We start from the raw sequence: 16,701 nt of genomic DNA on the forward strand, positions 1-16,701 counted from the left end.
GGTGGCAGGGACCTTGTTGGCTGCGGCGAGTTCCTCCGCGATCACCACCAGCAGCGGCCAGACGAGGGCCAGGCCGCCTGCCTCGGCGAGGTCCTTCAGCAGCGGGGCGAGCCTGGCCGGGGAGTGCTCGACGGGTTTGCCCACGGCCTTGTCAGCGAGGACATCCCAGGCCGGGGAGCGCCACCCGGCCACGAGGTCGTCGCCGACGAGACGTCCCTCGTCCCAGGCCGCCAGCAGCACCTCGGCGACCCGGCCCCGATCCTTCGTCGCGACGGTCGTCGCCGTGGCCAGCGCCGCGACCGCGAGCAGCTCCGGGAACCGCGACGCGGACGAGGCCAGCAGGACGAGGTGGTCCAGCGCGGCGGAGAGCTCGCTGTCGGTGAGCAGTTGCAGCACCGTCGCCGCGGGTCGGGACGGCAGCCCCGGCAGCAGCGTGAACACCGACGGGAACTCGGTGCGGGAGCCGAACGCCCCACCGAGCACGGCCGCCCCCCACTGGGCGGAGGGGCGCCACTCGTCGTCCGGCGGGAACCAGCCGGGCCGATACGGGCGGTTCCACGTGGTGTCCAGGCCCAGCAGTTCGTGCCAGAACGGGTCCTCGCCGTCGACGACGAGATTGCGGCCCCACTGCGGGTTCGACGCCTCCGATTCGAGCCGGGCTGGTCCGGGCCCCGCCTGGCGCCACGTGTCGATGACATCCGCCAGCCGCAGGTCACAGTCACGGATGGGGACGTCGAGACCGTCGAGATCCGTGACCTCGGCACGACTGAGACGTCCCAGCGCGACGGCGACATCCGTCGCCTCCAGGGGTACCCCGGCCTCGACGTACCGGGTGGCACGGGAACGCAGATCGTCGACGCTGACCCGGAACCGGGCATCGCTCGGGGTGGACAGCAGGCAGGGCAGCCGACCCAGCCCGTGGCAGACGGCGCGGGCGCGCTCGGCCGCGAGGTACAGCAGCGGGCCGCCGTCGGGTTCGACCTCCGGCGGCTCGGTGCCGGGGGTGAGGGTGCCGTCACCGAGTTCGGTGAGCAACCGCTGCAGGTAGGGCGACTCATCCTCCGCCTCGAGGTCGGCGCAGGCCGCGATCACCACCTCGGCGCCGCGTTCGTGGGCCGTGGCGACGAGCTGGGCCAGCGCCCGCTCCGTGGCGGTAGGGTCCTCCTCCCACGCCTCGACGACGGCTGAGACCAGGGCGGCCAGCCCCGGGTCGTCGAGGACCAGGGTCTCCAGGCCGGGGAAGGGGGCGGGGTCGGGCAGCGACGGTTCCTGCCACAGGGCCCGGGTCCCGGTGTCCTGGGCCGGTGCGCTGCCCCACGACTCGCACAGTGTGCTGGCGTGCTTCGCGACGGTGGTGTCGGTGTCGCGGCTGAGGTCGGCGACCAGCTCCAGCAGCTCCGGCGACGGGGTGGTGAGGTGCCCGAGGCGCTTCAGCACGTCGCGTCTCAGCCCCTTCTCCTTGCGGGGCAGGATCGCCAGGGCGAGCCCGACGAGGGCGTCGTCGTCGAGATCGCCGCCCAGCAGGACGGCGGTGAAGGCCGCGACGACGCGGGCATCCGCCACCGGCAGGATCCGGAGCAGCCGATCGGTGCGGGTGGTGAGGTCGAGGTCCAGGCCTCCGATCCAGGCCAGGGCCTCCCGCTGCGTGCCGGGTCTGGAATCGCGTTCGATGACGCCGAGGAGCGCGTCGAGGAGGGCCGCGTTGTCGGTGGGCTCCTCGGCCCGGTGCCTCCGTGCCGCCCTGCGGATGTCCTCGACGTACTTCCTCGGGCTGGCGATGGTGTTGCTGAAAGCGCCCGGCACCTCGCAGGCGGCGAGGAAGTGGTCCTGCCAGCGTCGTCCAGGACGCGGCAGGGTCCCGGCCCAGCCAGTGAGGTAGTCCGGGCTGGTCGGGAGGGGCAGGTCGAAAGCCGCGACGAGCCTCGGCACCAGGGGCGCCACGCTGCGGGCGAGCCGTCGATTTCTCGGGCCGCCGGTCAACCCGGCGACGAACTCCGCGGTCCAGTCGGGGCCGCGCGCGATGACGGCGTCGGCCAGGGCGGGGAGCACCTTGTACTGACCGAGCAGAGGTACGGTGTCGGAGTCGAACAGGCCGAGGATCTGGGCGGGGCTGGCCCCGAGCGCGACGGCGACCAGCACGAGGCGGTACATCGAGGTGTAGCGGCGCGTGAAGGCCTTCTTGACCTGGGCCTCGAACTCGGCGGTCGGCGAGGCCGGGTCGAGCACCCAGTAACTGACGTCGTGATCCCTGCGCAGCAGCCGCCGCCACACCGGCAGCGACGCCACCATCGCCTCCGCCCACCGGGCGCGTTCCGCGTCGCTGAGGGTCTCCAGCCGGGTGACGAGGGCCTCGACGTCGTCGGCGTGGGCGACGGCATGGGGGATGTCGACGGTCACAGTTTCTCCTCGATGGCTCGGGCGAGGGTGATGGCCTTGGAGCTGCCCTTGCGTGCGGCCAGCCCCTTGATGTTCGGCAGCTCGACCTGGTGCGGGACCTCGGGCAGGAGGGCGAGCACCGTCTCGAACACCGTCGAGGCGGCGGCGGGGATCTTCTCGGCTGCGGCGAGCCCCTCCGCGATCACCACCAGCAGCGGCCAGACCAGGGCCAGCGCGCCCGTCTCGGCCAGCTGCCGGAGCATCGAGGCGACCTTCGCGGGCGACAGCTGGAACTCGCGGGACTGCGGGCTGACCCACGCGTCGACCAGCTCCTGCGGGTGCAGCCTGCCGTCCTGCCACGCCCCGTACAGGACGGCGGCGACCTCCTCGCGGTGGGCCGGGGTGCCCTCGGAGGCGACGGCGAGGCAGGCCAACGTCAGCACCGGGCCGAACGGGTGGGCCACGTGCCCGACCTCCGGCAGATCCTCCAGCCCGGCACCGGACCCCATCCGGTAGGTCAGTTTGAGGATCCTCAGCGCCGCGCGATGAGGGAGCCCGGGGAGCAGGCGCAGCGCCTCCGTCCGCTCGGCGTAGTACCCCTCGTCGGGCGCATTCCACAGCTCCATCAGCCCGAGCGCCACCACGAGGGCGGGTTTGTCGTCGTCCAGCTTGCAGCGCATGTGGGGGCCGCCGTCGCGATGCCCGGCGCCGTTCGGCGGCAACACCTCCAGCCGTGGCCGGTAGGGGCGACGTAGCCAGATCCGGACCACCTCGGCCAGGGTGCGATCCAGCCCCCGGATCGGCTGCTCCAGGGCCGTGAGATCCGACGGTGCCCCGTCGGGATCGACGCGGCTGAGCGCCGTCAGCACGTCGGTGGCCTCCAGCGCGACGCCGAGGTCGCGATACCGGGAGGCCCGCTGCAGCAGCGCCCGCCAGGTGAGATGGTTGCTGTGACGGGTCGGCGTGGACAGCAGGCAGGGCAGCTCCCCCAGCCGACGGGTGACGGCCAACGCGTGGCCGAGGACCAGCCGGGTCAGCTGCCGGGTCCTCGGCACCGGCAGCTCCTCGTCGTGCATGAGATGGACCAGGGCCTCGGCGAGGACCGGCCGGTCGAGGTACTCGTACTCCAGCGGGCGAAGGTCGAACTGCTCCAGCACCGCCAGCACGTCGGCGAGCCCCCGTGAATGGGCGGTGGCCACCAGATCCGCCAGCTGCTCCTCGAACTCACCACTGCTCCGGGGGTCGCCGGTGATGACGGTGATGAGCTCCGTCAGGCCCGGGTCGTCGAGGACCCTCGGCCGCGAGGCGAGGGGCTCGATCGCGCCGAGTGGCTCCTGCCACAGGCCGCTCAGCTCGTCGACTGCATCCAGCTGGATGCCCCACGCACTCAGCTGTTTCGTCGCCGCCGTGGCCAAGGTGGTGTCGGCCTCCTTGGCGAGGCCCTGCAACGCGGCCTCCAGATCCGGCCCCGGCGCGGCGAGGCGGCCGAGGTGCTTCAGGATGCGCTTCTTCGGCGCCTTCTCCTTGCGGGAGAGGACCTCGACGGCGAGGGCCTCGAGGTGTTCGTCGCTGAGGTCGGGGCGAAGCAGCTGGGCGCAGGCGAAGGCGACGACGGATGAATGGGCGTTCGGCAGCATGGTCAGCAGCCGTTCCCGCTGCCGCCAGACCTCCTCGACCAGGTCGAGGCCCTCCAGCCACACCGTCGCATTGGCCTGGGCGGCGGGCCGGTCGCCGCGTTCGATGATCCCGAGCAGGGCATGGGTGAGGGCCACGTCGTCGAGCGGCTCCGCCTGGCGCAGGATGGGGGTCCCGTGCCGGAGCGCCTGCAGCACCTTGGCCCTCGGACCCATCGGGGCACCCAGCGCGTCGGGATGCGAGCAGGTGGCGAGGAACAGCTCCTGCCAGCGGCGGCCGGGGGCCGGTTCCCCCCAGCGCTGCAGCCAGTCGCTGAGGTAGCCCGCATGGGAGGGCAGCGGCAGCTCGTGGGTGACGATGATCGGGTCGAGGATGAGCGAGATCCAGGCCCGCGGCGACCTGCTGCTCAGGTACGCGTCCACCAGTCGTTGACCCCACTCGGGGCCGCGGTCGACGAGGGCCTCGCCCAGCGCGTCGAGGGTGTCCGCGTCGTTGATGAAACCACGGAGCCAGGCGTCGACGGTCTCGGCGAACTGCTCCGGGGTGACCGCCAGCTCGACCATCAGGATCGCCAGCTCACCCTTGAACTCGCTGCTGCGCAGGCGACGGACGATGTCGTCCCGGTGCTCCGCGAAGGTGGCTTCCAAGCGCGCCCGATCCTCACCCGACAGGGAGCGGAGCTGCCGCAGCAGCGCGACGGGGCCGCCTGAGTTCATGACGAGGCGGCGCACGGCCTTCGCGTCGGGATGCTCGGGGGTTCTGGCCATGGGGGTCCTTTCACAGGCTGAGGGCACGGGCGGCACGGACGGCCTGGCTGCTGCCCGTGCGGGCGGCGAGCGCCCGGGTGTGGGGGAGGGAAACGGGGTGCCCTGCGGCGCGGGCGGCAGGCAGAACCGTGCCGAGGAGGGCGAGGGCCCTGGCGGCGGCGGTGGGCGTGGGGTGGGCTGCGGCGAGATGCTCCGTGACCAGGCTGAGCAGCGGCCAGGCCAGGGGAGCCGCCCCGGCCGCGGTGAGCGCGTCGAGGAGGGCGACGATCCTCGCGGGCTGGAGCGTGGCGACCTCCTGCCAGTCCGGGCGCCACCCGGCCGCGAGCTCGTCACCGGTCAGCCGCCCCTGCTCCCAGGCGGTGAGGAGCAGCCCGGCGATCTCGTCGCGGTGCGTCGCGGGCACGGTGGAGGTGGCCGCCAGGGCGGTGAAGGCCAGCACCGGCGAGAACCGCCGCGCGACGCGGAGCAGGGGCGCCAGGGCCCACATCGTCGTGGCGGGGGAATGGGTCCGCAACACGTGGATGCAGGGACGCGAGCAGTACCACGGCATGAGTGTGAGCGCGGAGACATCCCCCTGGTATCCGAACCAGTGATCTGCGCGATACGGCGTCGCCCAGTCGTTGTCGAGGCCGAGCAGCGACAGCCCCGGGACCTCGTCGCCGGTCACCTCGATACGTTGCGAACGGTACTCGTGGCGGTGTTGCTGCTCCCCGAGCCGCACCGTCGCCTCGGAGACGGTCGCGTCCCGCCAGGCCGCCAGCACGGTGTGCAGTCGACGGAAACGCCCCTGGATGGGCAGGGCGTAGGGCGAGAGGTCGTCGGGGCACCGGGCGCGGTCGAGGCGCCCCAGCGCGACGGCGACATCGGCGGGGCGAGCCGCGACGCCCAGGGCCCGGTACTGCGCGACCCGTCGGGAGAACTCCTCCCAGGTGAGGGTGAACCCCGCGTGGCTGGCGGCCGACAGTACGCACGGCACCGTGCCGAAGGCCCGGATGATCTGGCGGCTCCGCTGGTCCGACAGCAGGTGCAGCCCGCCGCCCTCAGGTGTGGCGGGTTGCAGGAGCCGGGGCCTCTTTCCGGCCAGGAACCGGGTCAACTCGTCCCTGACCGACGGCCGGAACCCCTGCAGCAGGTTGGACTGCGCGGCCAGCAGGGAGCACAGGTGGTCGACGCCGTCGCGGTGGGCGATCCGGGTGGCGAGGGTGAGGAACCACTCCCGTCGTTCCGGATCCTCGGGGTCCGGCGTGAGGGCCTCGACGAGATGGAGGTCGTCCTGGGACTCGACGGGGTCGGTGAAACGTGCGGAGGGCTCCGGGGTGAAGGGACCGGGGACCGCCCATGTCGTGACCGGGGGCGGGGGCGGCTCGGCGGGGGGCTTGGCGCACTCCGGGAGGAGTTTCGCGGCGCGGGCACGAAGCCCCTTCTCGGAGCGGGTGAGCAGGGCCGCGGCGAGGTCGGCCCGGTGGTGGTCGGGCACCTCGGCGACGACGTGGTCGAGGATCAGCTTCACGAAGCCGCTGCCCGCGGTGGGGATGGCGGCGATGACCCGGGGCAGGTGGTCGCGCAGGCGAGGGATGAGGCCAAGGCCCTCCAGCCAGACCAGCGCGTTGCGCTGCGCCTGGGGGCGGTCCCCGCGTTCGAAGACGGCCAGGAGCGGCTCCAGGAGGTCGGCGTCGGTGACGGGTTCGACCGCCCGCAGCTCCTCCAGACGCGTCGGGAGCATGTGCAGCAGGTTCTCCGCTGTGTGGTGGCAGCGCAGGAAGGTGTCCGGGGTGGCGCAGGCCAGCCGGAACCGTTCCAGCCAGCGCTGGCCGGGGGCCGGGAGCGGCCGCAACGCCATCCAGCCCCACCAGTGGGGGCCCTCCCCGGGCAGCGGCAGGTCGAACCGGTCGACGAGCAGCCCCACGAGGGGTGCGCCGTTCTCGGCCAGGCCCCGTCGCGCCGTCATCGTGGTGACGAAGGTGGCCACCCACTCTCGCCCCCGCCGGGCCAGGGCCTCCGCGACGTCAGCCGTCCGTCTGCCCAGGGCATGCAACCCCCAGGCGTCCATCGTGCGCACCACGGCGGTCGGCGTGACGTCCAGGTGGGCAGCCAGGAGCGTGTGATCCTCGGAGCGCCACCTGTCCGCGCGGATGCGTTTGGCCACCGACGGGTAGTGCCTGGTCAGCTCGGCCCTGGTGGCGTCGTCCATCCCCTGGAGGAAGGGCAGCAGCCCGACGACCTGCTTCGCCTCGTCCAAGCTGGCCCAGGCGAAGAAGTCGTCCACCGTCATCGCGGGGCCGCGTCGATCGGCGTCGCGGCGGCGTCGTCGGGCATCGACTCGCGTCGCTGCAACTCCACCGCGAGCACGTGCTTGCACACCCCCCGCGAGCCCTGGTGGTCCCGCCACCACAGGCAGGTGCAGCTGTTGGGATCGGTGCGGACGATGTACTCGCCGTGGTCGCCACGGACCCGGAACACCCCGTCGTGACCTTCGTACGGCGCGACGGCCCCCTCCGCGATGAGGCGTCGGGCCTGCTTGAGCCGTGGGTTGGCCTTCTCGACGCGGTTGCTGTCCGAGGGCAGCTCCCGGTGGAAGTAGGCCTGCTCGAACAGGTCGTAGCCGACGCGGCCGTCGTTGGCGAGCACCGCCAGCCCCTCGCCGACCCGCTCCTTGCTGAGGGCCGTGTCCTTGACCAGGGAGTCCACGTCGATGCGGGGCTCGAAGGCGAGGCAGGCCGCGATGAGGTTCGCGTCGTCGAGGGCCGTGGACGCGGCGAGCTTCATGAGCAGCGCACCCTCGCCCGAGAAGCCGCGGTAGAACTCCGGGGTCAGCGTGAAGCTGAGCCGCCCGTGCGGCAGGGTGAACTCCCACACCGACGGCGACAGGTGCTCGCCCGGCTTGGCGTAGACCCGCAGCCCCATGATCTGCGGGCTGAGCCGCCTGGCCGCCCGCAGCCGGTTGAGGCCCTCCGCGTAGACGGTGCCCTTGCCGGGACGCAGCGCGGGCTTCACCCCCAACCTGCTGATGGCCCAGTAACCCTTCCGACCGGAGCCGGACGGGATGGCGGCCAGGAACTGGCGGGTCTGCACCGCCGGGGCCTCCCCGACGAGTTCCAGGTCCCGGCTCAGCTCCTGCGACGAGCCGAGCGCCTTCAACCAGCGGTCCGGCAGGTCCACCTTCCGTTCCACGTGCGTGCCGTCCAGCGTCGACACCCGCATCTCGTCCCGACCGACCGCCAGGTGCATGAGCTCTGACGACGTGATCCGGGTGAGGGCCTCCCGGAGCGGGGCGTTGATGTCGACGTTGGTGGTGCCGTGCTGGATGTCGCCCCCGTCGAAGGCGGAGGCCAGCAGGTCCAGCCGGACACCGACGGTGTTGCACGCCGAGAACGACTCGAACCGCATCCGGTCCCCGTTCGCGGTGCAGATCGGGTCCCTGGCCCCGGCGGGGATCGGCTGGAAGTAGCGGGTCTGGGCCACGTCGGCCAGGACCAGCAGGCCCCGGGCCAGCACCGTCGGCTGGGCCGCGAAGCCGGAGAAGAACTCCGGGCGGTCCACGAGCCCGGAGGGGGTCAACGCCGGGGCGAGCTCCAGGTTCAACCCGGTGGCATCAAGCAACGATGCTGAAGCGAAAGTCCTCATGCCCCGAATCTACGGGACGGCACCGACAAAACCCTCGGCGAGCCTGTCCACCCATCGGCCAACGCTGACGTTGGGGGCGGCGCGGCGACTACCGCCGGGGGCGTCTCGGGGACGGGGAGGGGGTGGTCACGAACCGCCGTTTTGCTTCGACGAGACCGCGTTTGAAACGTTTCAGGCAAAGCGAAGCGGCGGTTCGTGCACGCCCCAACCGCCCAGCTCCCCGGCTTCACGGCGACGGTCGCGCGGGTACGGGGCGGTGCGGCGCGCTGGCCACGGTGTCGAAACGAGTGGAGGCGAGGCGACGCTCCGTGACGGTCACGAGGTCGAGCACATCCGCGGCGGCGAACCAACTGCGGCCCCGCTGTCTGCCGGTTTCAGTGAGGATGCCTGCGGCGGTGAGTTCCCGCAGGGCGCTGGCGGCAGACTTGTCGCTGATGTCGTACAGCTGTTGGGCGGTGGCGATGGTGAGCACCGGCGTGCCCGGCAGGCCCGCCAGGACACGGGCCTCGGCGGAATCCGCCCGCAGTGCCCGCTTGCGGTCCGCGGCCGCCCGATGCGCCGCCAGCCTGTCGTCCCACTCTGCCCGCACCTGCGCCATTTCCTCGCCGAGACGTCTGACCTCGCTGCAGGCGGCCATCACCGTGTCGCAGAAGAACTCCAGCCAGGCCTGCACGCCCGCGGTGGCCGCCTGCGAGGTGGGCGCGCCGTCGTACCGGTAGGCGGTCAGCGCGGCCTCGTACCGCTGCGAGAACGTGGCCAGGATCAGGCTGACGGGCAGGACTGAGGCGCCGCCGGGGGTGCGCCGGGCGAACACCGTGTGGATGAGCGCGCGCCCGACACGGCCATTGCCGTCGGGGAACGGGTGGATCGTCTCGAACTGGGCGTGCGCGAGCGCGGCCTGCACGAGCATGCCGTGGGCGGCGCCCGAGAGGTAGGCCGCCAGATCGTCGAGCAGGGCGGGCACCTCCGCCGGTGGTGGGGGCACGAAGGCAGCGGTCAGGGGGTGGTACTTCGAGCCGCCCACCCAGTTCTGGGTGTGTCGCACCCCCTGCAGGTCCGGCTGCTCGGCGAGCAGTGCGCTCTGCAGCTCCACGATGTCGGCCCGGGCGATGGCCTCCGCCATCGCCAGGCGGGAGATCGCCTGTTTGACGATGGTGGCGTTGCGGGCCACCGCCCCCGCCGACTGGTTGGAGGCCGGGCGTCCTTCCGCCAACTCGAGTTCAGCCTCGGCGACGCGGCGGGCCGCGGGCGTCACTCCCTCGATGTACGACGAGGCAATGGCTTCGCTCCGCAGCAGGAAGTGGGACAGCCCCGTGACATCAGCGGCATGCTGCCCGAGCTGTAGGGCATGGACCTCGCGCTCCGTCCGCGCGATCCGGGCATCCAGCTCGGCAGAGAGAACCAGGGGCCGGGCACGCAGCAGGTCGGGCACGTAGGCGCGGTACGGCCCGCTCATCCGGTCCCGGCGGGGCATGCCCTCGACCATCGACTGCCACTGTTGTGATGCCCAACGCGCCACAGTCCCTCCTTCCCGCCGGAAGGATAACATTTATCCTTCCGATTGCGGCCTGTGATTCGGAAAGGACACAGTTACCCTTCCCCGCCTTCCGTCGCGCAGGGAAAGCTGGCCGTCTTTCTTCCGCCATCGGCCCGGCGGTGCGAGAATCTTCCCGTGACGACCGTGAAGGCTGCGGGCCGGGCAGCCGAGGCCCGCCTCGCGCCGCTGCTGGCCGAGGCCTACCGGGTCTTCGCCTCCCCCACCCCACCCTTGCCGCTGCTGGTGTGCAGCTGCAACGTGTGCTTCGCCCCGGACGAGCAGGCGGCATTCGTGCGGTTCGCGTTGCCGGAGATACCGACGGGGTACCTCCTTGCCTATCTGATGAGCGTCCCGCTGGAGGTGCCGGGGGACGACGACGCCACCCGCCGCGGCGTCGTCCAGCGCGCCCACTTCCTGCCCCGAGTGCTGACGGGGCTGGTGCGCGGCGAGGTGCTGAGCCACCTGGACGAGATGACGTTGGAGAAGTTCGACTTCGCCTGCCCGGGCGCCTACTCCCCCGCCCAGTTGGAGTTCCTGCGGCGGTTCGCGACCAGCTGGGCGGCGGAGCTGTGCACCCATCCGCACCGGTTACACCTGGCCCTGCTGGTGCTGCTGGAGATGTGGCAGCGCGCCGGGCTGGACGTGACGGCCGCGGTGTGCGAGGTGTGGGCGGGCCACGCCGACGCGGTACCCGCCATCCGCAGCTATCTGGCGGTCCTGGAATCGACGGACCCGACCGCTCCCGCACCAGAGCCGCAGTGGCGATACCTGGAGCAGTGGGCGTACCGGCCCGCGGTACGTGCCGCGTTCACCGCCGGGTTGGAGGCGGCGCTGCTGGCGGGCGACGAGGAGGAGGACGAGACCCTGGAGTGGGAGGCCTGGTACACCTACCTGACCGGCCTGTAGTTCCCGCGGCCGAGTTGGCGCTGGTATGGGACTTCGCACGCGCTCGTCATCCACCTGTGCCACCACGCCGAGCCGAGCCCGCCGGACGAGACGCACTTGGGCGAGATCATCGCCGGGCTGGCCCGCGGGGGGCTCGGCATCACCACCGAGCTGCTGGCGTGGTAGGGCTCGTTGCGGGTGGCGGGGAGTGGGTTCGCAGGGACTCTTGCGGAGGTCTCGACACGAGGCCTGCGGCCTCGGCTCGACCAGCGGAGAAGCGGCCGCTCGCCGACACCCGACACCGTCGCTCCCCGCGGCGGGGGTGAGGGCCGGTGCACCGGGCGGCGGGGGCGGTGTCCACCGTGGAACCTGTCGAGGAAACCCTCACATGTGGAAAGCTGGGGGCGTGCACCTGCTGGAGATCCCCTTCCCGAAGATCGACCCCGTCGCGTTCGCCATCGGACCGCTGAAGGTCCACTGGTACGGGCTCATGTACCTGCTGGCCTTCGTCATCGCCTACCTGCTCATGCGACGCAGGCTCCGGCAGCAGCCCTACGCCTCCATCCGCACCCCCAAGCCGTGGGAGAAGAGCGACATCGAGGACCTCCTCATGTACGCCATCGCCGGTGTCATCGTCGGCGGACGACTCGGCTACGTGCTCTTCTACAACCTCGACCGGTACCTCTCGAATCCCGTTGAGATCGTCCAGGTGTGGGACGGCGGCATGAGCTTCCACGGCGGCGCGATCGGCGTGGTGCTGGGCATGTGGTTCTTCGCGTGGCGTCGCAAACGCCCCTTCCTGCAGGTCGCTGACTTCCTGGTCCCGACGGTGCCCCTGGGGCTCGCGGCCGGACGCGTCGGCAACTTCATCAACGGGGAACTCTGGGGCCGCATCGCCCCCGACTCGCTGCCCTGGGCCATGCGCTTCCCCACCGGCGGCGACATTCCCCGACACCCCTCCCAGATCTACCAGGCCCTCTTGGAGGGGGTCCTCCTGTTCATCATCCTCTGGATCTACGCCCGCAAGCCCCGACTGCGCGGCCAGGTCGCGGCCGTGTTCCTCATGGGCTACGGCATCCTCCGTGGCATCGCCGAGTACTGGCGCCAGCCCGACGAGCACATCGGCACCCTGTTCCTCGGCCTCAGCATGGGGCAGTGGCTGTCCGTGCCGATGATCGTGGCGGGCGCGGCCCTGTGGCTGTGGGCCAACAGCCGCGGCGTCACCGACCTCGAGCTCGACGAGTCCGACACGACGGAGGACGAGGACGACGAGCTGGAGCTCGAAGCGGAGCCCGAGCCGGTCGACGAGGAGGCCGACGAGGCCGTCGAGGAGTTGGGTGAGGAGCCGGTCGAGGAGGTCGACGAACCCGCCGAGCCCGACCCGGCCGAAGAGACCACACCGCTGGCCGAAGGTGGGGAACCTGTGGACGAGACTGTGGACGATGTGGAGAACCACGAGGAGGAGGACGTCAATCCCGCGCCGAAGGGCGACGATGCGTGATCCCCACCCCGGGACAGGGTTTTCCACAGGGTTGTGAACAGTGTGGAAAGTGCTGAGAACTCGATTTCCGGCGGCGGATCGGCCGACACCGAGGGCCATTCACGAAAGTTCCTCGACCCGCCCGACCCGCCGTCGGAAGTGAATATCCCCTAGTCAAAGCCGAGTCGGCCGGGGGCTGCCCGCAGGGGGATCAGGCCGAGCGCCCGACGATCGCGCCCGGGGTCAGCAGGGCCGCCGCCCCGGCCTCCCGCCGGAGTTCTCCCCACACCAGCAACGGCTCACCGTCGAGGGGCACCGGGACCGCTGAGGAGGCCCGCGATGCAACGACGGTGAACGGGCCGCGTCGCATGAGTACCGTGTCCTCGTCGAGGACCTCCACCGCCACCGAGGTGAGCGCGCCGTCCCGGAACTCCGGGTGCTCCCGCCGGAGCGCCAACAGTCCTCGGTACCAGGCCAGCATCCGCGCGTGCGGCTCCCGGGAGACCTCCTCCCAGCGCAGCACCGCCGACTCCCGGGTCGCGGGCGACTGCGGATCCGGCACCGGGCCGGCCCACCCCATCCGCTCGAACTCGCGTCGCCTGCCCTGGGTGACCAGCGGCCCCAGCTCCGGCCCGAGATCGGAGAAGAACGGGAACGGCGTCGAGGCCGCCCACTCCTCGCCCATGAAGATCAGCGGGGTGAACGGCGACAGCAGGTACAACGCCGCCGCTGCCGCCTGCCTCCCCAGCCGCGCATCCTCCGGCAGCCCCGCCAGCTGCGAGAACCGATCCCCCACCGCCCGGTTGCCCACCTGGTCGTGGTTCTGCAGAAAGGCGACGAAACTGTGGCCGTCGTAGAGCGGCGACGACGGGTCGACGGGGGCGCCCCAGTCGCGTTCCCGGAACGTCGACCAGCCCCCCTCGTGGATGAACACCCTCGTCAACGCCTGTTGCAACTCCTTGGCCGAACCGAAGTCGACGTAGTAGCCGTTCGTCTCCTCCGCGAAGAACGCGTGCAGCGCGTGGTGGACGTCATCCGCCCACTGCCCGTCCATCCCTCGAGCACCCGGAACCGAACCCACCGGCGAGACCACCGACGGCTGGTTCTCATCCGACTCGGCGAACAGGGTCAGCGCCCGGCCCGTCTCCGCCTCCCAGCCCCGCACCGCGTCGCTCAGCTCCGCCAGGTAGTGGGGCGACGAGTCGTCGCGCAGCTCGTGGACGGCGTCGAGCCTCAGCCCGTCGATCCGGAAGTCGACGAGCCACTGCCGGCACGCCCCGAGCAGGAAGTCCCGCACCGGGCGGCTGCCCGGCTGATCCAGGTTGACCGCCTCCCCCCACGGCGTGTGGTGGGCGGCCGTGAAATAGGGGCCGAACTGCGCCAGGTAGTTGCCCTCCGGGCCCAGATGGTTGTGCACGACGTCCAGCACCACCCCGAGCCCCAGCTCGTGGCAACGGTCGACGAAACGGGCCAGCTCCTCCGGACCACCGTAGGCGTGATGGACGCTGTACTGGCCCACCCCGTCGTAGCCCCAGCCCTGACGGCCGGGGAAGTCCGCGACCGGCATCAACTCCACCGCGTCGACGCCGAGGTCGACCAGATGCCCCAGCCGGGTCGCCGCCGCGGCCAAGGTGCCCTCAGGGGTGAAGGTGCCGATGTGCAGCTCGTAGATCACCGCGCCCCTCAGGTCGCGGGAGAAGTCGACCCGGTCCCGGAACACGGCCGGATCCACCACGCGGCTCGGCCCGTGCGGCCCCTCGTCCTGGGCGAGGCTGCGGGGATCGGGCAGGGCCGGGCCGCCGTCCAGACTGAACCGGTAGCGGGTGCCGGGGTCGAGCCGTCGGGCCCGCCACCACCCGTCGCCGACCGCCGTCATCGGCTCCGCCCCCGCATCGAGGACCAGATCCACCCGGGCCGCCGTCGGCGCCCACACCTCAGGAGTCGTCAGATCGCGCATCAGCCCACCTGGTGCACCAGCAACGCCACCGGCAGATCCGCCAGGATCTCCGCCAACGGCGTCGCACCGCCCGGGTACTCGCGGCCCGTCAACACGTCCCGGAACCGCAACTGCGGCAGGACCAGCTCGTCCTCGCCCCAGCCGCGCTCACCCAGCCCCGAGTGCACCCGCGTCGCCACCGTGATCGCGACGGGGGTGTCGGAGTCCTTGTAACCCCGCTCGAACACCACCGCGTGACCGGTGTTCAGCGACACCGACCGGTAGTCGGCGACGGGGCCGCGGAAGGCCTCCGGGTGGTCGCGTCGCAGCAGCAGGGCGCGCGAGGTGACGAGCAACTTCTCCGCGTCCAGATCCGTCGGGGCGGAGGTCTGGAGGGCGCTGAGGATACCGGCGCGACGGTAGAAGTCGACGGTGCGACGGTTGTCGGGATCCACCAGCGACAGGTCCACCACCTCGCAGCCCTGGTACAGGTCGGGCACCCCCGGCATCGTCAGCTGGATCAGCTTCTGGCCGAGGATGTTCGCCCGCACCGACTGGTAGGTGAGCGCGACGAAGCCGTCGAGGATCTCCGCGACCCCCGGATGATGCAGACAGGCCTGCCCGAAGCCGAGGACCGCCTCCTCGTAACTCCTCACCGGCGAGGTCCACGTGGTGTGGAGCTTCGCCTCCCGGATGGCCTTCTCCAGGTAGCGGGCCAGCCGGTCCTGGTCGATCGGGGTCTTGCCGGAGGCCGTCCCCGGCAGACTCCACGTGCCGAACAGGGTCTGCCACAGGAACACCTCCGTCGCCCCGTCGAGCTGCGGGGGCCGGATGTCGGCGGTGATGGCGTGCAGTTCCGAGACGCACTGCACCCACTCCCGCGGATACTCCGTGAGAGCTGCCAGCCGGGCCCGGACATCCTCCGAACGCTTCGTGTCGTGCGTCGACAGGGTGGTCATCGTCGTCGGCCACGCCTTCGCCAGCATCCGGCTGAACGCGTGGAAGTCGTCGTGGCTGATGCCGACGATCGTCGGGTCGCAGCCCACCTCGTTCACCCCGATGAACCGGTTCCACCGGTAGAAGGCCGTGTCCTCCTTCGACTTCGCCATCACCGGCCCGCAGGTCTGCGCGAACCGCACCATGAACTCGGCGCGCAGGTCCGCGAGGTTGTGGACGCGTCCCGGCAGCTGGTTGAGGATCTTCGACGGTGGGGGCAGGGTCACGGCGGTGCCGAGCGCCGGGTCACCGGTCTCACCGAGAGCCAGGGAGACGACGAGATCCAGCGCGTCCAGCTCGTCGGGCAGCAGCGAGTAGCGGGCCCTGGCTGCCGCCTCGTGGACGACCTCTCGCTCCGTGGCGGGATTCTCCCGGCCCGGTTCCACGTAGGCGCGGTAGCGGCTGAACTGGACGAGCAGCTCCCGGATGGCGTGGGTCAGCTGCCGGCGGGTGTGGTCCCGCAGCCTGATGTCCGCGTCGCAGATCGCCACCGCGATGGTGACGAGCCGGTTGATCTCCGTGAACAGCGACTCCTTCACGACGGTGCGTTTCGCCTGCAGCGTGGCCGTGGCGAATCCGTCGCCGGAGCCGGAGATCTGCTCCCACAGATCCGTCAGCCTCGGGATGGAGCCGCTGACATGGAACAGCCCGCCCACGCGCAGCAGCGCGTCGTAGCCGGTGGTTCCCGCGCAGGTGAAGTCGGCGGGCAGGGCCTCGTCGGGTTCGAGGATCTTCTCCGCGACCACCCAGCAGCCGCCCGTCGCCTCCTGCAGATCGGCGAGGTACTGGCGCGGGTTGGCGAGCCCGTCGATGTGGTCGATGCGGAAGCCGTGGATGAGACCGTCGCGGAACAGCTCCAGCAGCTTCGCGTGGGTGGCGTCGAAGATGGCGCGGTCCTCGACGCGGATCGCGGCCAGGGTGTCGACGTCGAAGAAGCGACGGTAGTTGAGTTCCTCGCTGCCCACCCGCCAGTAGGCCAGCCGGTACCACTGCTCCTCGAGGAGTTCCTCGAGGGGGTGGTTCTCCGTGCCGGGGCGGACCGGGAAGACGTGGTCGTAGTAGTTGACGACGGGTTGCAGCTCACCGTCGATCTCCGCCTCCGAGACGGTGATGTGGTCCAACTCCTTGCCGATCCGGTCGCCGAGGACCGGCATGAGGATGGCCTGGGAGGAGGTCATGTCGAGGTCGAACCAGTCCGAGTACTCCGACTCGGGGCCGCGCCGCAGCACGTCCCACAGCGGCCGGTTGTGCCACAGCGGACTGGGCACCGCCATGTGGTTCGGCACCACGTCGACGATGATGCCGAGCCCCTGGTCGCGGGCCGACTCGGCGAGCCGCCGGAACCCCTCCTCGCCGCCGAGCTCCTCGGAGATCCGGGTGTGGTCGACGACGTCGTAGCCGTGGGTGGAGCCGGGGGCGGCCTGGAGGATGGGGGAGCAGAACAGGTGGGTGATGCCCAGGTCCT

The 16,701-nt window shown here is 71.4% G+C and carries 9 protein-coding genes; 2 read left to right on the plus strand and 7 right to left on the minus strand.

The features are described 5' to 3' along the window. From EII35_RS14380 to EII35_RS14400, 5 genes are all read right to left on the minus strand, one after another. Positions 1–2,397, minus strand: a 2,397-nt coding sequence (locus EII35_RS14380; protein ID WP_148098951.1) for a hypothetical protein, incomplete at its 3' end; no start/stop codon positions are given. Beyond that, the gene (locus EII35_RS14385) at positions 2,394–4,778 is read right to left on the minus strand and encodes a hypothetical protein (protein ID WP_125229158.1); all 2,385 of its coding nucleotides are present in this window, start codon (positions 4,776–4,778) and stop codon (positions 2,394–2,396) included. The genes EII35_RS14380 and EII35_RS14385, both read right to left, overlap by 4 nt. 10 nt (positions 4,779–4,788) lie before the next feature. Further along, on the minus strand, positions 4,789–7,050 hold the full coding sequence (locus tag EII35_RS14390; protein ID WP_125229159.1) for a hypothetical protein: 2,262 nt from the start codon (positions 7,048–7,050) through the stop codon (positions 4,789–4,791). Beyond that, positions 7,047–8,402, minus strand: a complete 1,356-nt coding sequence (locus EII35_RS14395) for an SWIM zinc finger family protein (RefSeq protein WP_125229160.1) — start codon at positions 8,400–8,402, stop codon at positions 7,047–7,049. The genes EII35_RS14390 and EII35_RS14395 overlap by 4 nt, the downstream gene beginning before the upstream one ends. A 226-nt stretch (positions 8,403–8,628) precedes the next feature. Further along, positions 8,629–9,921 (minus strand): Fic family protein, encoded by a 1,293-nt coding sequence (locus EII35_RS14400; protein ID WP_221739773.1) that lies wholly within the window; start codon positions 9,919–9,921, stop codon positions 8,629–8,631. 153 nt (positions 9,922–10,074) lie between these two features. On the opposite strand from EII35_RS14400, the gene EII35_RS14405 reads away from it, so the two are divergent. After that, positions 10,075–10,845 carry a hypothetical protein gene (locus EII35_RS14405; protein ID WP_125229162.1) on the plus strand — a complete coding sequence of 257 codons (771 nt, stop codon included), beginning with the start codon at positions 10,075–10,077 and terminating at the stop codon, positions 10,843–10,845. A gap of 367 nt (positions 10,846–11,212) precedes the next feature. Further along, the gene (gene lgt, locus EII35_RS14410; RefSeq protein WP_125229163.1) at positions 11,213–12,325 is read left to right on the plus strand and encodes a prolipoprotein diacylglyceryl transferase; all 1,113 of its coding nucleotides are present in this window, start codon (positions 11,213–11,215) and stop codon (positions 12,323–12,325) included. Between the two features lie 190 nt (positions 12,326–12,515). On the opposite strand, the gene treZ is transcribed toward lgt, so the two are convergent. Then, a complete protein-coding gene (treZ, locus tag EII35_RS14415; RefSeq protein WP_125229164.1) occupies positions 12,516–14,261 on the minus strand; it encodes a malto-oligosyltrehalose trehalohydrolase in 1,746 nt (581 codons plus the stop codon). Beyond that, positions 14,261–16,701: malto-oligosyltrehalose synthase (gene treY, locus EII35_RS14420; protein WP_125229165.1), on the minus strand; the 2,441-nt coding region annotated here is incomplete at its 5' end. The genes treY and treZ, both read right to left, overlap by 1 nt.

Origin of the sequence: Arachnia propionica, assembly GCF_003932785.1 — a bacterium.
Taxonomy (GTDB): domain Bacteria; phylum Actinomycetota; class Actinomycetes; order Propionibacteriales; family Propionibacteriaceae; genus Arachnia; species Arachnia propionica_B.